This window comes from Alcaligenes phenolicus, assembly GCF_032063905.1.
GTDB lineage: Bacteria > Pseudomonadota > Gammaproteobacteria > Burkholderiales > Burkholderiaceae_B > Alcaligenes > Alcaligenes phenolicus.
Window position 1 is genome coordinate 21,105 of record NZ_DAMBOE010000002.1, and the last position, 22,304, is coordinate 43,408.

A 22,304-nucleotide genomic window follows, 5' to 3' on the forward strand; every position below is an offset into this window, starting at 1 on the left:
GCCATTGTACCGGCGCTCTATCCCTAGTTTGCTCCCGCCATTACACTTATCACCATGTCTAGTTCACACACCCCCAATACCGAATTAACCGGCAGCCTGTCGCTCCGTACTGGCGAGCATACCTGGGGTAGCGCCCGGCGTATGGCCTTGTTGGCAGCGATTGCCGAGCAGGGTTCAATCTCTGCCGCTGCCCGTCATATTGGCATCAGCTACAAAGCGGCCTGGGACGCCATCGACATCATGAACAATATGGCAGGCGAACCTCTGGTGCTGCGCAGTACGGGCGGTCACCGTGGTGGCGGTGCCACCCTGACGCCCAAGGCCGTCGAACTGCTGGAGCTGTACCAAACCTACGATCGACTGCATCAACGCTTCATGAGCCGTATTGGTCGTTTAATGCCTTCCGTGGCAACTCAAATGGAGTTACTCCAAACCATGATCATGCAAACTTCGGCTCGCAACCAACTGCCCGGCATCGTTACCACGATCAAGACCGGCGCCGTCAATGACGAAATTCATGTGGATATTGGCCAGGGCCAAATCGTGGTCGCATCCATCACGCGAGAAAGCACGGAAAACCTGGGCCTGCGTGAAGGGCAGAAGGTTCTAGCCTTTCTGAAAGCGTCCTCGATCATGATTGGCACGGGCGACACCCGTAACTCCCTGTCCGCACGCAATCAACTGCCCGGCACGATTACCGATGTCATTACCGGTGCCGTCAATGCAGAAGTACGTCTGGAACTGCCGCAGGGCCTGACAGTAACCGCCAGCATCACCCTGGACAGCACACAGCGTTTGCACCTGGAGGCAGGCCAATCCGCCTATGCGCTGTTCAAGGCATCCAGCGTGATGATCGCTACGCTGTAAGGACTTCCAGATCCGCGCTGGTACAGCATTCAATGATGCGTCCATCGCGGATACGATAGACCTCTTGGGCCAAGGCCCTGGCATCCTCAGGATCGTGCGTGATCAGGATAGTGGGAATATCGATCTGGCTTTGCAACTGAGCCAGTTCAGCCCGCAAACGAGCCCGCAAGTCCTGATCCAGGGCCGCCAATGGCTCATCCAGCAAGAGCAGCTGAGGTTGAATAGCCAAGGCTCGCGCCAAGGCACAACGCTGCTTTTGCCCGCCCGACAATTGGGCGGGATAGCTGCTCAATACCGACTCCAGCTGAAACGCTTCTACCCAACGCTGGGCAGCCGCAGGCATGTCTCGCACGGAGCGGTTGAACAAGCCTGTATTCAAGCCAAAGCAAATATTCTGTGCCGCCGTCAAATGCGGGAACAGGCCGTAGTCCTGAAACAGATACGCCACCCGACGCTCGCGCGGCTTCAGGTTGATGCCTTTTTCAGAATCAAAGTAAACCTGGTCGCCAATCTGAATACGACCATGATCGGGCCGCAACAAACCCGCCACACTTTGCACCGTCAGGGACTTGCCCGAGCCTGAAGGACCGTACAAGGCAATATGACGGGCTTCGGTTTGAATCTGAATATTCAAGTCGAAATGACGGGCCTCGCTGACCACCGTGCGTTGAATCTGTACGTTCAGGCTCATTGCATCCCTCTTTTGCGGCGTACGTGACGGGGTGACAAAGCACTGGTACTCCACAAGACCAGCACACAAGTAATCGAAATAATGGCGACCAGCACTAAAGCCTGCTGATCCTCGCCCGCCTGCACCGCCTCGTAAATGGCGATGGACATGGTCTGGGTGCGCCCCGGTATGCTGCCAGCAATCATCAAGGTCGCGCCAAACTCGCCCAGGGCGCGGGCAAAGGCCAGCAAAACACCGGCCATGATGCCACGCGCAGCCAAAGGCAGGCTGACACGAAAGAAAATGGCCAAAGGTTTCAGGCCCAGCACGCTGGCGGCATTTTCCAGACGGGGGTCCACATCCTCAAAAGCCGCACGCGCGGCCTTCAAAATCATGGGAAAAGCGACGACAGTTGCGGCAATCACCGCGCCCTGCCAGGTAAAGACCAGTTCAATCCCCATGCTGGAGAGCCATTGCCCAAAAGTACTGCGCCGACCCAGCAAGACCAGCAGGTAATAGCCAATGACGGTAGGCGGCAAGACCATGGGCAAGGTCAGGATGGAGTCAAGCAGGTCACACCAGCGCGACTGCCAGCGTGACAAGGCATAGGCCACCCCTATACCCAGCACACAGGCGAACAAGGTCGCCCAACCGGCGACCTTGAGCGACAACCACAGGGGAATCCAAAGTGAAGTCATCCGTCTATCAAAATCCTGTCAAGGCTTGGCAAAACCGTATTTTGCCAGCACTTGCTGCCCGGATTCGGACATGACGAAATCCTGGAAGGCCTGGGCCTTGTCATTACGGCCTTCGCGCTGCACCAAGGCGATCGGGTAAGTGACAGGTTCCGTGGTCTTGAGCACTTCCAGCACTTCCACCTTGTCTTTCATGATGGCCGCGTCGGTAGCGAACACGAAACCGGCTTCCACTTCACCGCGGGCAACGTAATCCAGCACCTGGCGCACGTTCTGCCCCAGAATTTCGCGTTGTTTGACTGCATCCCACTGACCGGCCTTTTCCAGAGCAGCCTGGGTATAGCGGCCTACAGGCACAACAGCCGGGTTACCCAAAGCCACGCGTTTGACTTCTGCCTTGCCCAGATCGCCAGCGTTGCTCACTTTGGCGGGGTTATCTGTCGGCACAATCAGCACAACCTGATTCTGTACAAAATTCTTGCGGGTAGCAGGATCCACAGCCTTGGCTTCTTCCGCCTTGTTCATGGCTTTCTGGTCGGCCGAGGCAAACACATCCACCGGAGCGCCATTGACGATCTGCTGCAGCAATACATCCGATGCGGCGAAGCTGGTCAGCACCTTGGTGCCGGGGTGCTCTGCCTCAAACTGGCCTGCCAGTTCCTTGAAAGCATTGGTCAGGCTGGCAGCGGCGGCTACCACCAACTCATCGGCTTGTGCAGTGCCTTGCAGAAACAGGGATAAGGCGGCTACCGATACGACGCGTTTGAACATTGTTTTCTCCTCCGGGACGGGTGTAACGAATTAGTATAATCAGGAAATATATATAGGTATATAGCGTAAATCTACCCCTCTGCTGAATGAAGCTCATCATCCCGGAGTGATAGCATGATGGCTTTCCTGCCTCATCCCGGCTCCCAAAAGCACGCCAACAGCCACGCTTTCCGAATTTCTCATCCCCATGACGCAAGCCAGTCTGATTTCCGATTTCATCACCATGCTCTGGTTGCAGGACGGCCTGTCTGCCAACACCCAACAAGCGTATCGGCAGGATCTGGAACGCCTGGAGGAATGGGCTCAACAAGAGCGCGAAGGCAAAGCGCTGGAACAGTTGGAAGCCAAGGATTTGCGGGAATGGATGGCCAGCCAGGCAGATCAGAGCAAGGCCAGCACAGCCAATCGCAGGCTGGCCACCTTACGTCGCTTTTACAACTGGACAGTGCAAGAAGGCATGCGGCAGGACGACCCCTGCCTGGAACTGAGCAGCGCCCGACAAGCCCCGCGTGTCCCGCATACCTTGTCTGAAGAGCAGGTAGAGCGCCTGCTAGCCGCACCAGACATACATAATCCCTTGGGCCTGCGTGACCGCTGCATGCTGGAAACTTTGTATGCCAGCGGTTTGCGCGTCACGGAGCTGACTGAACTGCCCCTGCAAAACCTGAGCCTGAGCGATGGCGTACTGCGCATCGACCAGGGCAAGGGCGGCAAGGACAGGCTGGTTCCTTTGGGGCAGGAAGCGCTGCACTGGATCGAACGCTATATGCAGGAATCCCGCCCTGCCTTGCTGGGCCAGCGCCGCAGCGATTTTGTCTTTATTACCGGGCGCGGCACCTGCATGAGTCGCCAGTCCTTTTGGCTGATCGTCAAGAAATACGCGGTACAGGCCGGAATTCTGGCCCCCTTGTCCCCGCACGTTTTACGCCATGCTTTCGCAACCCATTTGCTCAATCACGGGGCCGACCTGCGCGTGGTGCAGATGCTCTTGGGACACGCCGACATTTCCACGACCCAGATTTATACTCATGTGGCACGTGAGCGCTTGAAAGCCTTGCACGCAGCCCATCATCCACGCGCCTGAGCGCACGACCAAGATATGGCTAAAGAAAAACACGTTAGCGAAACACCGGCCACGCAGTGGCTACGTAAAAATGGCATTTCCTTTACCGAGCATAGCTACAACTATGTCGATCATGGCGGAGCCATGGAAGCAGCAGCCCAGCTGGGTCTGGATCTGCACCGGGTGGCCAAGACCCTGATCATGGAAGATGAAAGCGCCAAGCCCCTGATCATCGTGATGCACGGCGACCGTGAAGTCTCCACCAAGAATCTGGCCCGCCAAACCGGCGCGAAAAAGATCGCCCCCTGCAAGCCGGAGGTGGCCCAGCGTCATTCCGGCTATATGGTTGGCGGCACCTCGCCTTTTGCCACCCGCAAGGCCATGCCTGTATGGCTCGAAGAAGAACTGCTGGAGTTCGACACCATTTACATCAATGGTGGCCGACGCGGCTATTTGCTGGGTATCAATCCCCAGGTTCTGATCGACAAACTGGGCGCGCGCCCAGTGCAGGCCGGTCTGGAAAAAGGCTGATCTTACTTAGCGGCAGGTATAAAAAAGACGGCGCTGTCAGCCCGTCTTTTTTTATGTCCCGCGCTTGCTTGAACCATCAAACGCCGCACTAAACGGCCTAGTTCTGCTCCCTGCACTTCCTTCCACGCAAAGCCACCACCACCACCACCACCACCACCACCACCACCACCACCACCACCTCCTCCTCCTCCTCCTCCTCCTCCTCCCGCAACAAGAACTAGCACTGGATAGCAGCGCACGACAACACTGTCCGCCCCATCGCTCTTCGCAAAAGCAGGTGATTGCACCGCTTTGGCATTTCGCCAGATAATTCAAACCTGAATAATGAGAGGGGACCCCATGTTTCAATCCTTGCGCCAGCCCGCCGTCATGACGGTGACTTTGGCGGCTGCTGGCATCCTGATGGTTACCATGGGGATACGCCAATCCTTTGGCCTGTTCGTCGGCCCCATCGATAAAGCAACCGGCATGGGCATCATGTCCATCAGCTTTGCCATGGCCGTGGGCCAACTGGCCTGGGGTGCGATCCAGCCTATTGCCGGTGCCTGTTCTGACCGCTGGGGCCCGGACCGGGTTCTGATCGCGGGTCTTCTGATTCTGGCATTGGGCTGTGCCGTCACACCGTTTATTGGCACCGGGCTGGGCCTGACCTTGACGCTGGGCCTGCTGGCCAATATTGGCTCGGGTGCAGCCAGCTTCTCCACTCTGATTGGCGCGGCCGCCCAACGTATTCCCGATCACGCTCGCGGTCAGGCCTCGGGCCTGATCAATGCTGGCGGCTCCTTCGGCCAGTTCGTCTTTGCTCCCGTAGTGCAAAAGCTGATCGGCTGGGTGGGCTGGATGTCGACCTTTTGGGTCCTGGCCCTGACCGCCCTGCTAACCCTGCCCCTGATCCGCAAACTGAGCCCAGGCAACAAAGCTCAAAAAACAGCAGTAGCCCCCAACCCTGCTCCGATTGCCAGCGGTCCGGGCTTGGCCGAGACACTGAAAAGCGCCATGAAGGATCGCAGCTACTTGCTGCTGAGCCTGGGCTTTTTCACCTGCGGTTTTCACATTGCTTTTCTGGTCACCCACTTACCAGGGGAAATTGACCTGTGCGGGCTGCCGCCTTCGGTAGCAAGCTGGTCGCTGGCCTTGATCGGCCTGGCCAATATCTTTGGCAGTATTGCCGCCGGTTCCTGCATTGCCCGCTGGCGCAGCAAATACGTGCTGGCCCTGATGTATGCCTCGCGCGCCGTGCTGATCCTGTGGTACTTGATGATGCCTAAAACCGATCTGGTGTTTTACATCTTTGCCATCGGCCTGGGGCTGACCTGGCTGGCTACCGTGCCCCCTACCGCCAATATCGTCGCCAAGCTGTTTGGCACGCGCTATCTGGCAACCCTGTTTGGTCTGGCCTTGTTCTCGCACCAGATCGGCGGCTTTCTGGGCGCATGGCTGGGGGGTATTGCCTTGACCCGCTTTGGTGACTACAGCTGGATGTGGTGGGCTGATATTGTCTTGGCCGTACTGGCGGCCATCGTCAACCTGCCGATTCGCGAAGCCAAGATCAAGATGCAAGCGGCTTAGACGACTCTAAATCGACACACTGCAAAGCAAAAACAAAAACGGTTGCCCCGACAAGAATTCCGTTTAACTGCCCCAGCAACAAAAAGACCCGCCAGTGATGGCGGGTCTTTTATTTCTGGTACACATACATCCTCTTTGCACCGGGGCTCAGCATCCACCCCAAACTAGTGTCCTTAGAACATAGTGTTGCTATTGGCAGCCTGCTCCGGCACGGCCTGAATCACATCCCAGTGCTCCACAATCTTGCCGTCTTGCACCCGGAAAATATCAATCACAGCCTGCCCGCGATCGGCCTTGCCATTGGTCGAATGCACATGCAGATAAACCAGATCACCGTCTGCGGCACTACGCACAATCCGTGCGCGAGACTGCGGGTTCTCTTTGAAGTAGCCATCAAAATAAGCCACGAAAGGCGCTTTTCCGTCCGGCACCTCCGGGTTGTGCTGGATATAGTCCTCAGCTACGACCGCCGCCGCTTCCTGTACCTGATGCTTGTTAAAGAAGCTGTCGTAAAAATCGACCACTAGCTTGCGATTGCTCTCTTCCTGAGCCACATCACGAGTCGGCGTATTGGCAGCCAACGCTGCATTTGTGCTCAACAAGAAAGAGCCCGCTAATAACACTGGAGATACCCATCGGATTAACCCTTTCATCAGTCCCGCTCCTGATTCAATAACCTACGGTGAAGCGCTGGCGCGAATGGGCAGGACGTTCAATCTCGTCCACCAAAGCGATGGCGTAATCCTCATAAGAAATCTTGCTGCCTTGGTCGGATACCAAAAGGCTGTCTTTGCCGATACGGAATTTGCCCGTGCGCTGGCCGGGACCAAACTCTGCCGAGGGCGACAGGAAAGTCCAATCCAGTTCTTTTTCCTGACGCAGCTGATCCAGAAAGGCAATGCCACCCAAGGCCTCGGTACGGTAGGCGTCCGGGAAAGCGGGCTGATCAATCAATCGCTGACCGGGGGCCACTTCCAGACTGGCTGCACCGCCCACCACCAGATAACGCTGCACACCAGCCGCACGAACTGCCGTAATCAGCTTGGAAGGATCCGACGAGGCGAAACGCACCGCACTAATTGCAATATCATGCCCTTTCAACAGCGCAATCAAACCGTCCAGATCATTGACATCGCCCTGGACCGCCGTGACATTGGGCAGGCTGACAATTTTTTCAGTATGGCGAGCAATCGCTGTCACCGTATGACCACGATCCGAGAGTTCTTTCAAAAGGCGCGAACCGACTTCGCCAGAAGCACCTATCAATGCAATACGAGACATAACAGCTCCTTGTGTGCTCAAATAAAGACCTGGTCTATAAAGTAGACCATTAAGCGTGATGCTAGACAGTTTTTTCACAGTCCACAAGAAGTCACGCAGGCCATACCAGGTCACACGGAAGTGACTATTGAACACAGGAAAGCGACTCGTCATGTCCTCAACAAGCGCAGCCACACTGGCTTCCAGCCCCATACAGGAAGAATTTGAGCAACCCTGTCCCATCCGGGATGTACTGGATCGGATTGGCGACCAATGGAGCCTGCTGATCCTGGAATCCCTGGCACCGGGCACCCTGCGTTTTAATGAGCTGGGTCGGGAAATCGGTGATATTTCCCGTCAAATGCTCTCGCGTACGCTCAAGCGGCTGGAAACCGATGGGTTTGTACAACGGACCTTGTACGCCGAAGTACCGCCACGCGTGGAATACACACTGACCGAATTGGGGCAATCTTTTCTGGTGCCCATGCGAGAACTGGTGAAATGGGCAGACGTGCATCATGCCCGTATCTGTCAGGCCCGTCGGGAAGCTCAGGGGGGGTGATAGAACCAATCCAGCAGCAACAAAAAAAGCCGCGTTACGCGGCTTTTTTATGGGGCGATGGGGTTCAGGCCGCGCTGGCGGGCAAACCAAACACCCGGTCAAAAGTCCAGCTGAAGATAAAGGAATAAATCAGGAAGAACACCAGAATGGCCACTTCCATACGCAAGGCTTCCAGCAAGCCGACCTGATACCACCACATATACAAAGGCACGATAGCAATTACCAGGCCAGCCTCAAAGCTGATGGCATGTACACTGCGGCGCAACAGACTGCGGCCTTTGACAGCTTGGCGGGATTCCCAATGCTCGAACGCCGTGTTGAACACATAGTTCCAGACAATCGCAATCACCGAGATCGCCACAGCAATGGGCGCAGACTCTGAAGCCTCCCCACCGGCAAAGTACGCCAGCAAGAAAGAAGAAAAAACAATGGCAAAAAACTCGAACAAACCCACGTAAAAAACGCGGCGTTTCCAACCCTGGAGTGTCATGACTACCCTGCTGCGGTGCATCAGCCTGGCACTGAAAGAGATTCAGCCGGACGAGACGATGCGTTCAAAAATGGAGTGGCAAATCCGATGCACAGGCCGTCAGCCCGCATCGAAGCTGCAATAAAGCGCACAATCCTACCACAGGCAGGCGGACGGTTTGCAAGGCAGCTCCAATAACCCTTTTCAAACCCTATCGCGCGATATTGTTACCCAAGCCTTACGTCATTCACAGCCCGTATCACTCCTCATCAAATCGCATAATCTGTACGCGTCGCAACATTTATGGTGTCAGTTCCAACCCTCAACCTCTGGACTGGAGCGAACAATGACATTACATAAAGCGAACACCGAGCAGCTGCATGAACTCTTGTATCAAGCCCTGGAAACCGAATTGGGCGGGGAGCAAGTCTATAAAGCAGCCATTTCCTGTGCCAGGAACGCGGATCTGAAGAAAGAATGGGAAGGCTACCTGGAAGAAACGCTGACACATCAACAGGTGCTGAAAAGTATCTTTGAGGAGCTGGCACTGGACCCCACCAAACAAACACCCGGCCGACAAGTGCTGAAACAAATCGCCTCGGCACTGGTCAAGGCGATGGATCTGGCTAAACAGGCTGGGGACCCGAAAGCCGCTGAGCTGGTCGCATCCGAATGTGTCATTCTGGCCGAAACCAAAGACCATCTGAACTGGCAGTTGATTGGCCTGGTTGGCGAGCAGAGCAAAGACAAGAAACTGGCAACATTGCTCAAGCAGGCTCATGACGCCGTCGCTCCCGATGAGGGCCATCACCTCTACCATACACAGGGTTGGTCTCGCGAGCTGTGGATTCAATCCTTGGGATTTCCTGCCGTACTGCCCCCGCCAGAAGAGCAAAAGCAAGTCGAAACGCCGATCGGGGCCTCGCGGGCCGAGCAGCAACGCAACAAGATGCTGTAAAAAAAGGGCCGCAAGGCCCTTTTATCTTTATGTATCGCCGTCCAGACGTCGGCGCGCTTTCAACGCGATGGAGGAATAATAGGCCTCCAACTTCTTGAGCTGCTTTTCATCCAGCTCCTCAACATCAATCAAGCGCTCATTGGCATCTGTCAGTGAAATAATCAGCTCATCAAGTTTTATATGCAGTGCCTTGCTATCTTTATTCTGATTTTGCTGAATTAAAAACACCATCAAGAAAGTAATAATCGTGGTTCCGGTGTTGATAATTAACTGCCAGGTCTCCGAATAATTAAAATAAGGCCCGGACAAGGCCCAGACCAGCACGGCTAAAACAGCAACAGAAAACATGATGGGCGAGCCGGCAAAGCGGGTCACGGTCTTGGCAAAGCAGTCAAACAAACTGTCTACAGAATCTGGCTTGCAAGGTTTGACCACGGGTGGCTCCTCCTGTCTGCACGCAGAGGAGGAAAACTGGTCTTTTTCCAAGGAACGCTTTTCGTTTTTCATGGCAAATTCCTTATAAATAAAAGCAGTTTAGTCGGGAGCACGCCTCATATATTTCAAATAAGAACGAAACTGGGCAAAATTCAAACACAGCTCGATCAAGGACACACCAGATTTTCCTGCCATCGACTTGAGTCACACCGACGACAAGCCAGCCAAACGATTTGCCCAAGCCTTATCCCCTTGCCTGATGCAAGGATAGACAAGAACTCCTCTGTTTTTTTTACGGGTATTTGCGAACGAAATATCCTTTTACAGCTGACACTACCCAAGCCCCAACAAGATTTGTAAGATGCGGGCTGACTATCTTGCTTTCAGTTTGATAGTTTTTGTAGAAAGTACATTGCTGTCTTTTTTTAAACACGCTATTTCCCATAGCCTTTATTTAAAAAGGAGCAAGAAGTGGGCAAGATTGACCATAAAACCATGTGTATTTTGTGCCAGACTCTGCCGCTTTCCAAAGCGCATACACCTAAGCATGCTTATATGGAACGCGTCACCAAAACAGAGGACTATGGAGACCAGGGAGCACAGAGCCTGTTTCGCTGCTCCGTTTGCCAAACTCACTGGCTTTATCAACAAGACAAATGGAAAAGTTGTCTGGGATTCAAGCTCTGGACCGGGAGTGTGGATGACTATCTGTCCTCAACAAGAAATCCCGTCAAAGCCTGGGGCCACCAACAGACCTCCAGAAGCTCATCTCCGGGTTTTGACAATCGACCGTTCCATTAGCGCCTCCTGCATTCCATAGCACGCATGACTCTTGAATTGTCATCATGAGCGATTAGTCAGGTGCTCAAGCCAGCCTTGTTGCTCAAGACAGGGCTGGCTCGAAAAAAGAAAACGAGCAGGCACGAACAGGCCTGCGCAAAAAGCACAGGATGCTAATCATCAAGTGGGATATCAAAGCTCGGCCTATCAGAACGAGCCTTCAGGACCATGAAGCCATGGCGGGCATCATGCATAAGAATGGCGGGCCCAGCAGGAATCGAACCTGCAATCTTCCCTTAGGAGGGGAAAGTTATATCCATTTAACTATGGGCCCGGTGGCTTGTCTGCGCAGTGGGCCCAGGCGGGCCAGACGCCACATGCACCGCAGGAATCCAGGCTTTACAACACACAAGAGTAGATTCGACGCCCTCTCTTGTTCGTAAAAAAACCCGCTGTTTTCCTGCCTGCTGCTACTGAAAGTGCTACAGCAAAAGAACGGTCCAAAGCCCCTGTCCTGCCGCCGTGCGCTTCTAAAAAAGCAGTCGCAAAGTGTACCAGCTAGACCGCGGGGACGAAAGGATTGAAACAGCTCAACAAGGCTGCCCCGCAGTGCTTCAAACAAGCATGAAAAAATCCGCATCACGAATGATTTCACCGCTGAAAATCCGCGTCAAAACCAGGTCTGGAACGCCCTTACCCTGTCCTTCCACCATCCAAAACGAACACCGAAACCCAATCAGCAAGCCAGCTCCGGCGCTTTCTAGGACAAACCCCAATCTAAATATGTTGTTAATATATTTAGAAAATATTAAGATCCATCCCATGCTTTGACGCTGGCCGCCAGCCTGCGACGGAGCTGGACTATAAAAAAACCACCGGAGACAAACATGAAATCCAAACTTGTTGCATCCACCCTGGCTGGCCTGTTTCTGCTGGGCAGCATGGCCTCGGCGCAAGCGGCCGAAATCAGTTGGCGCGTACCAACTTCCGTACCCGAAGGCTCCCCGTTCTATCAGAATTTTCTGGAGCGTTTTGCAAAGAACGTGAAACTCATGACGGGGGATCGTGTCGAGATTCAGCCCTTTGGAGCAGGTGTTATTGTTCCCGCCCTTAAAGTTTTTGAAGCGGTAGAGACCGGCGTGGTAGAGGCGGGGCACTCCACCTCCAGCTACCTGGTCAACCAGGACCCGGCCAATGCCATTTTTGCTGGCTACCCCGGTGGCATGGGACCTGATGCTTATCGCGTCTGGCTGTATGAAGGCGGCGGCAAGGAGAAACTGCAGGAGCTGCGTTCCAAGAATGGTCTCAAAACCATGATTGTCGGTTTGGGTTCGACGGAAGTGCTGGCCCACTCCAACACGCCCATCCGAAATGCAGAGGACTTGAAAGGCCTGAAATATCGCACTTCCGGTGCCTGGGCGGACGTAATGAAAGACTATTTCGGTGCCGTTCCCACCGTGGTGCCACCCGGCGACACGTACACCCTGTTGCAGCGCAAAGGGGTCGATGCGGTGGAATGGGCTACCCCCTCCTCCAATACCCCCGAAGGTTTTCATCAGGCCGCCAAGTACATTGTGGTCCCTGGCGTGCATCAGCCCACCTTTATGTGGGAAGTCGTCCTGAAGCAGGAAACCTGGGATAAAGTGCCGGCCGATTTGCAACAACTGATCGAGGCCGCTGCCGAACTGACCACCCACCAATCCCTGGACTACTTCTACAACGCCGACATCAAAGCCATGGAGAAGTACCGCCAGGGCCGCAATGAAGTCATCACTCTGGACCCGGCCTTCATCGAGCAATTGGCGCAGGCCGGCAATGACTGGGTACACAAGAAAGCCGAAGCGCAAGCGCAATCGGGCAACGACTACATGAAGAATTTGCTGACTGATTACGACGGATTTCTGAACCGTTGGCGCAGCGAAAGCAATTACCTGATCCGAGACTAAGTCCCACTTTCTGAAGGAGAGCTGCCATGCTGCAGCCTATTTCAAAACTGATCGACTTTATCGCTCTTGCAAGCGCTCGGCTGGCAGAAATGGCGGCGGCAATCCTGGTCACCGCCATGGTATGGGAAGTCTTTGCCCGTTATGTTCTGCATGCCCCCACCGTCTGGGCCTTTGATGTGGCGTACATGATGAATGGGGCTATTTTCCTGCTGGGCATGGCCTGGGTGATGCGTCAGAACGAACACATCAGCATTGATGTGGTTCGCAAGCACTTGCCCAAGTTCCTGGCCCGTATGTCTGACGTGCTCCTGTACCTGCTGGTGCTGTTTCCGCTGTTTGCCATCTTGAGCAAAGTCGGGATACAGAAAGCCTGGATGGCCTGGAAGCTGAACGAAGTTGAAATGGTCAGCCCCTGGGCCCCGGTGATGTGGCCCTTCTACGCCTGCATTGCCATTGGCCTGATCGCCTTTACCTTGCAACTGCTGGCCCATGGCTTGCGCTGTGCAGTCAAAGAACAGAACACTGCTGACGTCGAGGTGAGCCCATGAATTTATGGATCGCCGGACTGATGTTCCCTGCTCTGTTCCTGCTGATTTTTCAGGGCATGCCCGTGGCTTTTGCGCTGATCCTGCCCGCTTTTCTGGCCGGTTGGTACGCCTTTGGCCCCATGATCTTTGACCAGATGTATGGTGCTTTGTATGGAGCGGCCACTAACCATATCCTGTCAGCGATTCCCATGTTTGTGCTCATGGGAGCCCTGCTGGAGCGCTCGGGCATTGCGGCACGCCTGTTTCGCACCATGCAGTTATGGCTGGGCGGCCTGCCAGGCGGGCTGGCCATTGCCACCATCGCCATGGCGGCGACCTTTGCCGCTGCGGCAGGCGTGGTTGGCGCGGTAGAAATCATGGTGGGGCTGATGGCCATCCCGGCCATGAAGCGCTTTCGCTACAACAACTCCCTGATCGCAGGCACGATCTGCGCCGGGGGTTCCCTGGGCACCATGATTCCTCCCTCGGTGGTCGCGGTCGTCTATGCCTCCCTGGCACAGGTTCCGGTTGGCGAGCTGTTTGCTGCCATGCTCTTTCCGGGCCTGTTGATGACCACGCTCTTTGTGGCCTACATCCTGATCGCCACCACGCTCAAGCCGGAGCTGGGCCCACGGGCAGATGACGAGGATATGCGCCGACCTTTGGGGGAAAAAATCAGTATCACAATGCGTGGTCTGGTTCCCATGATGCTGCTGATCATCGCTGTTCTGGGTTCCCTGATGAAAGGCATCGCATCACCCACCGAGGCCGCCGCCTTGGGCGCTGCTGCCGCCGCTGTTCTGTGCATCTTCTACCGTCAGTTCAACTGGGAAGTTTTCAGTGGAGCCTTGCGAATCACGGTACGCATTACGGCAATGATCATGCTGATCGTGGCGGGAGGCACCATGTTTACCGGCGCCTTCGCGGCCAATGGAGGTGCCAAGCTGGTACAGATGCTGACCAGCGACTTGGGACTGGGCAGTACAGGTACGATCATCCTGTTCCTGGGCATCGTCTTTCTGCTGGGCTTTGTACTGGACTGGACAGCGAACGTGCTGATTTGCGTTCCACTTTTCCTGCCCTTTATTGTGGCAAGCGGGCTGGACCCCTTATGGTTTGGCGTGATGGTGATCGTTGTCATTCAGACCAGCTATCTGACACCGCCTCTGGCCTCATCCATTTTTTACCTGCTGTCCATTGCCCCCAAAGACATGACCTACGGACAAGTTTGTCGAGGTGTAGTGCCGTTTATTCTTGCTCAATTGCTGACCTTGCTGATCGTCGCCCTGTTTCCGGCGATTGCAACCTGGCTGCCCCAGCAAGTATCCGGCTTTTAACGCAATTTTTATATTGGAGTCTCCGTGAGTAGCGCCCCCACCCCTTCTTCTCGTGCCGCTGAAACCGCCTATCAAGCGATTGAGCAGTTAATTGCCACTCTCAAACTGGAGCCTGGTCAGGCCATTGTAGAAAGTGATCTGGTGGAAATGACAGGTTTGGGACGCACCCCCTTGCGCGAAGCCCTGATGCGCATGGTGGCCCTGGGATTGATCGAGCAGCAACCACGCCGTGGTCTGCGTGTCAGCGAGATCCGTGTGGCTGAACATCTGACTCTGATTGAAACGCGCCGGGTTCTGGAACGCCTGATTGTGCAGGGAGCCGCCCGCTGGGCGACTCCAGCCCAGCGCAGCGCCTTGCTCGGTCACGCCCAGGCCATGGTGAATGCTGCTGACGCCAAGGATATCGACGCCTACATGCTGGCCGACCAGCATCTGGACGAAGTCATCCACCAGGCCTGTCGCAACACCTTTGCTGTGCAAGCGGTCACTCCCATGATCGTTCAGTGCCGACGGTTCTGGTACGCCTATCAATATGAAGGGGACCTGGAGGCCGGAGCCCAAGCTCATTTGACCCTGGCCGAAGGCATCCAGGATGGAAACCCCGAACAGGCCTTGCAGGGCTCCGAGACGCTGATGGCCTACCTCAGCGCCTTCACCCGCAAAGTCATTGAATAAACCGATAGATCAACTATTAATAATCTGGAGACATCATGAATCTGAACGGCATTCTCGTTCCCATCGTTACCCCGTTTGATGCGAACAACCAGTTAAACGAAGCTGCGCTGGAGCGTCTGGTTGAGTGTTTTATTGAAGCCGGAGTAGGCGGCATCGTGGCTTGTGGAACCACGGGCGAATACTACGCGCTCAGTGCACAGGAGCGCCGCCGCGTGCTGGAGATTGTTGCCAGAACCGGCCGTGGCCGTACAACACTGATTGCCGGCGTGAACTCCATGTCGCCTGCCGAAGCCATCAGCCGAATCCGTGAAGCGGAAGAGCTAGGGTATGAGGCACTGATGCTCTCTCCCACCCCTTACAGCCTGCCCGGCCAGAATGAAGTGGTGGCGTATTTCAAGGAGGTCGCCGCGGCCACTGAACTGCCCATCGTCATGTACAACTTCCCGGCACGCATTGGTATTCAAATCGAGCTGGAATCCGTCTACGAGCTTGCCAAGGTCAAGAACATTGTGGGCATCAAGGAGAGCAGCGGCAACTTCAGCCGGGTGGTTGCCATGGTCAATGCCAATCTGCCCGACTTCCAGGTTGTTTGCGGCTGCGATGACCAGGCGGCCGATTTCCTGTTCTGGGGCGTGCGCAGCTGGATCAGTGGCGGAGCCAATGTGTTTCCTGCCGAGCAGGTCCAAATGCTGAAAGCCGCCGAGCAAGAAGACTGGGACACGGTACGTCGCATGATGGCTGCCATGTTGCCCGCCATTGCCGCCATGGAGTCGGGCAACTACAACCAGAAAGCCAAACTGGGCTGCGTGCGTCACGGCATTGATGTCGGTTCGGTACGCTTGCCTCTGCTGCCAGTCGACGCGCAGGAACGAGATGACTTCCTGGCCCAGATCAACGCTTATCAAGTAGAACAGGAGGCTTGAATGCCCACGCAACAAGAGACTGTCTTTGAGTTGGCCCGCGCCGGAAAGCTGCACGCTTCCCATTTGATTCCTGGCTATCAAACCACGGCTTCGGCCCTGCTCGATAACGTCAGCCCTATCGACCTGGCCGTGATTGGCAAGATCTCCGCTGGCCAAGCCTCGGATGTAGAAGCGGCGGTGGCTGCCGCACGCGCAAGCTTTGAGTCGGGTGAGTGGTCTGAACTGTCTCCGGCAGACCGTAAAAAGATCATGCTCAAATGGGTAGCCTTGCTGGAGCAACATGCCGAGGAACTAGCCGCACTTGATTGTGTGGACGCAGGCAAGCCCATTACTGAATGCCTGAACACCGACATGCCCGCCACCATCGATACCTTCAGCTGGTATGCAGAGACGGCCGATAAATGCTTTGGTCGAATTTCCCCAACCGGCTCCGACGCACTGGGCTTGATCACCAAGGAGCCCATTGGTGTGGTGGCGGCCGTCCTGCCCTGGAATTTCCCGGCTCAAATGTACGCCTGGAAAGTAGCCCCTGCGCTGGTGTGCGGCAACTCGGTCATTGTGAAACCGTCCGAGCTAACCAGCCTGAGCGCCTACCGCATGACACAGCTGGCACATCAGGCAGGCGTTCCCGCAGGAGCCCTGATCCTGATCACAGGCACAGGCGAGGAAGTCGGAGAGCCTTTGGGACGCCACGGGGACGTGGACATTGTGTCGTTTACCGGCTCCACCGAAGTGGGTCGCCTGTTTCTGAAGTATTCCGCGGAAAGCAATCTGAAAGAGGTCGTGCTGGAATGCGGCGGGAAAAGCCCCCAGGTCGTTTTTGAGGATGCCCTGCTGGACGAAGCAGTTCCGTCCATCCTGGCGGCCGCATTCTGGAACATGAGCGAAAACTGCAGCTGCGGCTCCCGCCTGATCGTACACAGCAGCCTGAAAGATACGCTACTGCAAAAACTCAAACAGGGGCTAAGCTCCTGGAAAGTAGGTCTGCCTACAGACCCGGATGTGTCTATCGGGCCGATGGTAGAACAAGCGCACTTTGAAAAAGTGGCCGGCTTTCTGCAGAACCCCGGCAAAAACGCCAAGCTGGTTCATGGGGGGCGCATTCACAGTGACCTGGGCAGTGGTTGGTATATCGAGCCCACCATCTTCGATCACATCACCCCGGAAGACCGCCTGTTCCAGGAGGAAGTGTTCGGCCCCGTTCTGGCCATCACGACCTTCGAGACAGAAGAGCAAGCCATCGCCTTGGCAAACGATACCCAATATGGCCTGGCCGCCTCCCTCTACACGCTTGATGTACGGCGGGCGCAGCGTGTCTCGCGCAAAATCAAGGCAGGCACCGTTTCGGTAAATGGCTTTTCCGAAGGTGATATCACCGCGCCCTTTGGCGGCTTCAAACTGTCCGGTTTTGGCGGCAAGGACAAGGGAATGGAAGCCCTGGATCAGTACCAGCAAACCAAGGCCATCTGGTATGTGAACCAGTAAGCCACTGCTTGCATAGCCCCGGCATCAATCAACCGGGCGCTGCACACCGCCCCCCCCTTCCAGACTCCTGGGCATACAAGCGGGGGGGTGGTTCTTACCACTGAGCTGCTCCGGTTTTTTGAGCAGGTATGACATCCTGCTTCCAGCTCTTGCCCGGCCCGCTCGGCATAGGGCGCTCACGGTGTAACACTAGCAATCAGCCCGCAGCAGACAGAACGACATTAGTAGAAAAAAGCCCCCCGCTCCAAAGGCACTGTCTTATCAGTGCACACCCGTTTCAGCTCCTGCGCGAACAACGTGTCCACCGGACGCTGCTGACCGGCCACCCGAGTAAAAAGCGCGATAGGCGACAAGCCCCACTCAAAGGAGTACGGCACAATCGCCACGCCGGACACGCGCACCAGTTCTTCAGCAATTTCGGTCGGGACCACAGACACAGCACGGGAGTGATTCACGATCAGTTCACCGATCAGCTTGGGTGAAGAGGTTTCCACACTGGGCACCGGCTCCAACAAGCCTGCCCGCAAAAACAGATTCGCCACCTGCCGCCGCATCGGGGTATTGCGCGGTCCCAGAATCCAGTCCAGATCCTGCAATTGCGCCCAATCCAGCTTGCGTCGGCCCAATCGCCCCGCCAGTTCCCGGCTGGCAATCAGGCGTGGTTGCTGCGCGTACAAGGCTTCATGGCGCAGCCCTTTCATATTCAAGTCCGGAGAGCTGCGCGCCACCACTGCATCCAAAGCGTGATCACGCAGTTGTTCCAGCAACGTTTCCGTTAGCCCCTCGGTAATGCTGACGGACACGACCTGCCCTTGAGGGCGGGTTGCCCGCAAAGCCGTGGAAACCAGCTTGCCGGACACCAGGGGAATCACCCCCAGCCGCAAATGTGCTTGTCGTCCCATGCTGTGCGCCTGCAAGTCCAGACTCAGCAACTCCATGTCCTGCACCATGGCCCGAGCACGTGAAATCACAATCTGCCCTTGCGCTGTTGCCTCCATACCACGCGATGAACGCAGGAATAGCGGTGTGCCAAAGACTTGCTCCACCTCGGCCAAGGCTTGAGTGACCGCAGGCTGAGTCATCGCCATTAAATCCGCCACTTTGGTCAGCGAACCCAGGCGTTCGATCTCGATCAGCAAGGCCAAGTGACGCAGCTTGAGTCGTTGCACCAGGCGATGCGCGATATCGTTTGTTTCCAAGCCTTTACCCCATACCATAAGCATTTACTAATGGGGTAATAATAAGCCCTAATACCCTAGCCTGTTTAATTATCTACACTTGTTGAAAAGCGGCGCTGGTGCCTACTTCCCACGCCATCCCCCGATTCCACCAAACACCTGTTTGACGCCTGAGCAAGAGGAAACCATGAGTTCACCCGTAGATCGACAAGCTGCACTGGATTATCACGAGTTCCCCATTCCCGGCAAAGTGACGATTGCCGCCACCAAGCCGCTGGTCAGCCAACGCGATCTGGGTCTGGCGTATTCCCCCGGTGTGGCCGCCGCTTGCGAAGAAATCGTGGTCGACCCAAAGAATGCCTTCCGCTACACCGGCCGTGGCAATCTGGTGGGTGTGATCTCCAACGGGACTGCTGTGCTGGGTCTGGGCAATATTGGTGCCCTGGCCTCCAAGCCCGTGATGGAAGGCAAGGCCGTTCTGTTCAAGAAATTTGCTGGCCTGGACGTGTTTGACATCGAGATCAACGAAACCGATCCCGACAAGCTGGTGGATATCATCGCCGGTCTGGAGCCCACCTTCGGTGGCATCAACCTGGAAGACATCAAGGCACCCGAGTGTTTTGAAGTTGAGCGCAAGCTGCGCGAACGCATGAACATCCCCGTCTTTCACGACGACCAGCACGGTACCGCCATTTGCGTGACGGCGGCTTTCCTGAACGGCCTGAAAGTGGTCGGCAAAGATATCAAGAAGATCAAGGTTGTGACCTCCGGTGCCGGTGCGGCCGCTTTGGCGTGCCTGGACTTGATGGTGGACATGGGCCTGCCCGAAGAAAATGTCTGGGTCACCGACATTGACGGCGTGGTCTACAAAGGCCGCCCTGGTCACCAGGTTCCTGAACTGGCTCGTTTCGCCAAAGAAACCGAAGCACGCAAGCTGGCTGATGTCATCGAAAACGCTGACGTGTTCGTGGGCCTGTCCGCCGGTGGCGTACTGAAAGCTGAAATGCTGCAGAAAATGGCAGACCGTCCCTTCGTGATGGCGCTGGCCAACCCCACCCCCGAAATTTTGCCTGAAGTGGCCAAAGCCGCTCGCGATGACGTCATCATGGCAACCGGCCGTTCGGACTTCCCGAATCAGGTCAATAACGTGCTGTGCTTCCCCTACATCTTCCGCGGTGCGCTGGATGTGGGCGCCACCACGATTACCCGTGGCATGGAAAAAGCTGCTGCCCGCGCGATTGCGGCTCTGGCTGAAGAAGAGCAAGACGAAGCCGTGGCCGCTGCCTACGGTGGTTACGGCCTGAGCTTTGGCCCCGACTACCTGATCCCCAAGCCATTCGACCCACGTCTGATCGTGCGCATCGCCCCCGCCGTGGCTCAAGCCGCCATGGAAGAAGGCGTGGCAACCCGCCCTATCGCTGACCTGGAAGGCTACATCGCCAAGCTGCAACAGTTTGTCTACCACTCCGGCGCGTTCATGAAGCCAGTGTTTGCCGTAGCCAAGCAATTGGTGCGCGAAGGCGGCAAGGCCCGCATCGTCTTTACCGAAGGTGAAGAAGAACGCGTGCTGCGCGCCGTGCAAGTGATTGTGGACGAGAAGCTGGCCCACCCAATTCTGGTCGGCCGCCCTGCCGTATTGCTGTCCCGCATCAAGAAATTTGGTCTGCGCCTGCGTTTGGGCGTGGATGTGGAAGTAACCAACCCCGAGTCCGACGACCGTTTCCACCAGTACTGGACCACCTACTGGGAAAAAATGTGCCGTCGCGGCATCAGCAAGGAAATGGCTCGCGTGGAAATGCGTCGCCGCCTGACGCTGATTGGCTCGACCATGGTGCACCTGGGCGATGCTGACGGCATGATCTGCGGCACAATCGGTTCCTACCACAACCACCTGCGCTACATCGACGAGATGATTGGCCGCAAGCCCGGCTCCAGCGTCTACGCCGCCATGAACATCCTGCTGCTGGGCGAGCGTACGGTTGCCCTGACCGATACGCACGTCAACGACGACCCGAACGCACAGGAAATTGCGGAATACACGATTGAAGCGGCTCGCATGTTAAGCACGCTGAGCCTGGAACCCAAGGTGGCCCTGCTGTCGCGCTCCAACTTTGGTACAGACTCGGCCACTTCCGGCCCCAAAATGCGTGAAGCCCTGCGGTTGATTCAGGAGCAAGCCCCTGACCTGGAAGTAGACGGTGAAATGCATGCCGACTGCGCTCTGGACGAAAGCTTGCGCAATCGCACCTTGCCCAACTCCTCGCTGAAAGGCTCGGCCAACCTGCTGGTCTGCCCGAACGTGGACGCTGGCAATATCAGCTACAACCTGCTGAAGACTGCTGCTGGCAGCAACGTGGCCATCGGTCCTTTCCTGATGGGCGCCAATGCTCCTGTACACATCCTGACTTACAGCTCGACCGTACGCCGCATCATTAATATGACGGCCTTGACCGTGCTGCAAGCCAATCGTGGCTAGGCCTTAGGGCTGAAATCAAAAACCGGCCTGTGCAGGCCGGTTTTTTTATGGCTGACGTTTAAAGTCCAGGGCTTATTCCAGCTTGATATTGCCTTTCTTGACCACGTCGTGGGCCCAGTCGTATTGCTCCTTGATTTCCTTGGCGAACTCTTCAGGCGAGTTACCCGAGGGTGTTGCACCCTGCTTTTCCAGAGCTGAAATAATTTCAGGCTTCTTCAAGGCTTCCGCAGCAGCGGCATGCAGCTTGGCAACGATTTCAGGCGGCGTACCCTTGGGAGCCAGCAGACCATACCAGGCCGGGCTGTTCAGCTGCGGGTAGCCTTCTTCGGCCAAGGTCGGCACATCTTTCAGAGCAGGCAGGCGCTCGGGCCAGGCAATAGCCAATGCGCGCAAGTTGCCAGCCTGGATCTGGGCCATGGACGAAGGCAGGTTATCAAACATGGCATTGATCTGGCCACCGACCGCATCCGTTACAGCCGGGCCGGCACCACGGTAAGGAACGTGCACGATGTCGGTGCCGGTTTCCAGCTTGAAGGCTTCACCAAACAAGTGCAGCACCGAGCACGTACCCGAGCTGCCGTAGGAATACTTACCAGGATTGTCTTTCAGTTGCTGCACGAACTCCTTGAAGTTCTGTGCCGGGAATTTGGGGTTGACCTCAATCACGTTGGGCAGGTTGGCAAAGTTGCTGACCGGCACAAAGTCTTTCAAGGGGTCGTAAGGCAAATCATTGGGGCGGCAAGCGGGATTCACTGCCAGAGTCGAGATGGTGGCAATCGACAAGGTATAGCCGTCAGGTTTGGCGCGAGCAGCTTCTGCCGCTCCAATAGCGCCACCGGCACCACCCTTGTTTTCTACCACCATGGACTGACCCAGCACTTCGCTCATGCCCTTGGTCACAATGCGCGCCACAATATCGGTGGAGCCGCCTGGCGCAAAAGGAACAATGACGCGAATCGCTTGATTAGGATAGTCCGCTTGAGCATGAGCGACATTAGCCGTGCCAATCATGGACAAACTTGCACAAAGGGATAGCAGCGCAAATTTCTTGGGAAACTTCTCTATCATGGGAACATCTCCTCTTTAATCTTTTTGTAGACCCATCCCCTGGGTAAGGGGAACTAACT

23 protein-coding genes and 1 tRNA gene are annotated in these 22,304 nt (G+C 55.9%); 14 read left to right on the forward strand and 10 right to left on the reverse strand.

Going from position 1 to position 22,304, the window contains the following annotated elements; translation table 11 throughout:
• The first annotated feature begins 54 nt into the window (after positions 1 to 54).
• On the forward strand, positions 55 to 867 hold the full coding sequence (locus tag U2949_RS03465) for a TOBE domain-containing protein (protein ID WP_026485231.1): 813 nt from the start codon (positions 55 to 57) through the stop codon (positions 865 to 867).
• Here U2949_RS03465 and U2949_RS03470 read toward each other — a convergent pair.
• Genes U2949_RS03470 through modA form a run of 3 tightly spaced genes read right to left on the reverse strand, consistent with a single transcriptional unit; the run spans position 857 to position 3,003 of the window.
• On the reverse strand, positions 857 to 1,558 hold the full coding sequence (locus U2949_RS03470) for a sulfate/molybdate ABC transporter ATP-binding protein (RefSeq protein WP_026485230.1): 702 nt from the start codon (positions 1,556 to 1,558) through the stop codon (positions 857 to 859). The genes U2949_RS03465 and U2949_RS03470 overlap by 11 nt on opposite strands.
• Entirely contained in the window at positions 1,555 to 2,235 is a 681-nt protein-coding gene (gene modB / locus U2949_RS03475) for a molybdate ABC transporter permease subunit (RefSeq protein ID WP_042483729.1), read from the reverse strand. The genes U2949_RS03470 and modB overlap by 4 nt, the downstream gene beginning before the upstream one ends.
• A gap of 18 nt (positions 2,236 to 2,253) precedes the next feature.
• Positions 2,254 to 3,003, reverse strand: coding sequence for a molybdate ABC transporter substrate-binding protein (gene modA / locus U2949_RS03480; protein WP_026485228.1), 750 nt, complete (start codon positions 3,001 to 3,003; stop codon positions 2,254 to 2,256).
• Between the two features lie 187 nt (positions 3,004 to 3,190).
• Here modA and xerD point away from each other — a divergent pair, with 187 nt between their 5' ends.
• From xerD to U2949_RS03495, 3 genes are all read left to right on the forward strand, one after another.
• Positions 3,191 to 4,087: a site-specific tyrosine recombinase XerD gene (xerD, locus tag U2949_RS03485; RefSeq protein WP_026485227.1), complete on the forward strand. Its 897-nt coding sequence runs from the start codon at positions 3,191 to 3,193 to the stop codon at positions 4,085 to 4,087.
• A 15-nt stretch (positions 4,088 to 4,102) separates the two neighbouring features.
• Entirely contained in the window at positions 4,103 to 4,597 is a 495-nt protein-coding gene (ybaK, locus tag U2949_RS03490; RefSeq protein ID WP_009461319.1) for a Cys-tRNA(Pro) deacylase, read from the forward strand.
• 339 nt (positions 4,598 to 4,936) lie between these two features.
• Complete coding sequence (locus U2949_RS03495) at positions 4,937 to 6,166, forward strand: MFS transporter (protein WP_162089866.1); 1,230 nt, start codon at positions 4,937 to 4,939, stop codon at positions 6,164 to 6,166.
• A 173-nt stretch (positions 6,167 to 6,339) separates the two neighbouring features.
• Here U2949_RS03495 and U2949_RS03500 read toward each other — a convergent pair whose 3' ends face one another.
• Positions 6,340 to 6,819, reverse strand: a complete 480-nt coding sequence (locus U2949_RS03500) for a nuclear transport factor 2 family protein (RefSeq protein ID WP_321286198.1) — start codon at positions 6,817 to 6,819, stop codon at positions 6,340 to 6,342.
• Positions 6,820 to 6,835: 16 nt separating this feature from the next.
• The gene (locus U2949_RS03505; protein WP_321275224.1) at positions 6,836 to 7,447 is read right to left on the reverse strand and encodes an NAD(P)-dependent oxidoreductase; all 612 of its coding nucleotides are present in this window, start codon (positions 7,445 to 7,447) and stop codon (positions 6,836 to 6,838) included.
• Positions 7,448 to 7,598: 151 nt separating this feature from the next.
• Here U2949_RS03505 and U2949_RS03510 point away from each other — a divergent pair, with 151 nt between their 5' ends.
• A complete protein-coding gene (locus tag U2949_RS03510; protein WP_321286200.1) occupies positions 7,599 to 7,988 on the forward strand; it encodes a winged helix-turn-helix transcriptional regulator in 390 nt (129 codons plus the stop codon).
• Between the two features lie 64 nt (positions 7,989 to 8,052).
• Here U2949_RS03510 and U2949_RS03515 read toward each other — a convergent pair whose 3' ends face one another.
• Positions 8,053 to 8,478, reverse strand: a complete 426-nt coding sequence (locus U2949_RS03515) for a PACE efflux transporter (RefSeq protein WP_009461311.1) — start codon at positions 8,476 to 8,478, stop codon at positions 8,053 to 8,055.
• Here U2949_RS03515 and U2949_RS03520 point away from each other — a divergent pair.
• Together U2949_RS03520 and U2949_RS03525 are read left to right on the forward strand one after the other, a co-directional pair.
• The gene (locus U2949_RS03520) at positions 8,477 to 8,602 is read left to right on the forward strand and encodes a hypothetical protein (RefSeq protein WP_257723517.1); all 126 of its coding nucleotides are present in this window, start codon (positions 8,477 to 8,479) and stop codon (positions 8,600 to 8,602) included. The genes U2949_RS03515 and U2949_RS03520 overlap by 2 nt on opposite strands.
• A gap of 201 nt (positions 8,603 to 8,803) precedes the next feature.
• Positions 8,804 to 9,415 (forward strand): hypothetical protein, encoded by a 612-nt coding sequence (locus U2949_RS03525; RefSeq protein WP_321286202.1) that lies wholly within the window; start codon positions 8,804 to 8,806, stop codon positions 9,413 to 9,415.
• Between the two features lie 27 nt (positions 9,416 to 9,442).
• Here the strand turns inward: U2949_RS03525 and U2949_RS03530 are convergent, their stop codons facing one another.
• Both U2949_RS03530 and U2949_RS03535 read right to left on the reverse strand, forming a co-directional pair.
• On the reverse strand, positions 9,443 to 9,922 hold the full coding sequence (locus U2949_RS03530) for a low affinity iron permease family protein (RefSeq protein WP_321286204.1): 480 nt from the start codon (positions 9,920 to 9,922) through the stop codon (positions 9,443 to 9,445).
• Positions 9,923 to 10,889: 967 nt separating this feature from the next.
• A tRNA-Arg gene (locus tag U2949_RS03535) sits at positions 10,890 to 10,964 on the reverse strand.
• Between the two features lie 553 nt (positions 10,965 to 11,517).
• Between U2949_RS03535 and dctP the strand changes: the two genes are divergently transcribed.
• From dctP to U2949_RS03565, 6 genes are read left to right on the forward strand one after another with little or no spacing between them, the layout of a single operon-like run.
• On the forward strand, positions 11,518 to 12,576 hold the full coding sequence (gene dctP, locus U2949_RS03540; protein ID WP_257723757.1) for a TRAP transporter substrate-binding protein DctP: 1,059 nt from the start codon (positions 11,518 to 11,520) through the stop codon (positions 12,574 to 12,576).
• Between the two features lie 26 nt (positions 12,577 to 12,602).
• Positions 12,603 to 13,124: a TRAP transporter small permease subunit gene (locus tag U2949_RS03545; protein WP_321286206.1), complete on the forward strand. Its 522-nt coding sequence runs from the start codon at positions 12,603 to 12,605 to the stop codon at positions 13,122 to 13,124.
• Complete coding sequence (locus U2949_RS03550) at positions 13,121 to 14,440, forward strand: TRAP transporter large permease (RefSeq protein ID WP_026485219.1); 1,320 nt, start codon at positions 13,121 to 13,123, stop codon at positions 14,438 to 14,440. The genes U2949_RS03545 and U2949_RS03550 overlap by 4 nt, the downstream gene beginning before the upstream one ends.
• 24 nt (positions 14,441 to 14,464) lie before the next feature.
• Complete coding sequence (locus tag U2949_RS03555) at positions 14,465 to 15,115, forward strand: GntR family transcriptional regulator (protein WP_321286209.1); 651 nt, start codon at positions 14,465 to 14,467, stop codon at positions 15,113 to 15,115.
• A gap of 35 nt (positions 15,116 to 15,150) precedes the next feature.
• Entirely contained in the window at positions 15,151 to 16,038 is an 888-nt protein-coding gene (dapA, locus tag U2949_RS03560) for a 4-hydroxy-tetrahydrodipicolinate synthase (protein WP_035271009.1), read from the forward strand.
• Positions 16,039 to 17,523: an aldehyde dehydrogenase gene (locus tag U2949_RS03565; RefSeq protein WP_321286211.1), complete on the forward strand. Its 1,485-nt coding sequence runs from the start codon at positions 16,039 to 16,041 to the stop codon at positions 17,521 to 17,523.
• 221 nt (positions 17,524 to 17,744) lie between these two features.
• On the opposite strand, the gene U2949_RS03570 is transcribed toward U2949_RS03565, so the two are convergent.
• The gene (locus U2949_RS03570) at positions 17,745 to 18,740 is read right to left on the reverse strand and encodes a LysR substrate-binding domain-containing protein (RefSeq protein WP_321286213.1); all 996 of its coding nucleotides are present in this window, start codon (positions 18,738 to 18,740) and stop codon (positions 17,745 to 17,747) included.
• A gap of 148 nt (positions 18,741 to 18,888) precedes the next feature.
• Here U2949_RS03570 and U2949_RS03575 point away from each other — a divergent pair, with 148 nt between their 5' ends.
• Positions 18,889 to 21,177 (forward strand): NADP-dependent malic enzyme, encoded by a 2,289-nt coding sequence (locus U2949_RS03575; RefSeq protein WP_257723762.1) that lies wholly within the window; start codon positions 18,889 to 18,891, stop codon positions 21,175 to 21,177.
• A 72-nt stretch (positions 21,178 to 21,249) separates the two neighbouring features.
• On the opposite strand, the gene U2949_RS03580 is transcribed toward U2949_RS03575, so the two are convergent.
• On the reverse strand, positions 21,250 to 22,188 hold the full coding sequence (locus U2949_RS03580) for a tripartite tricarboxylate transporter substrate binding protein BugE (protein ID WP_022983479.1): 939 nt from the start codon (positions 22,186 to 22,188) through the stop codon (positions 21,250 to 21,252).
• Between the last annotated feature and the right edge of the window lie 116 nt (positions 22,189 to 22,304).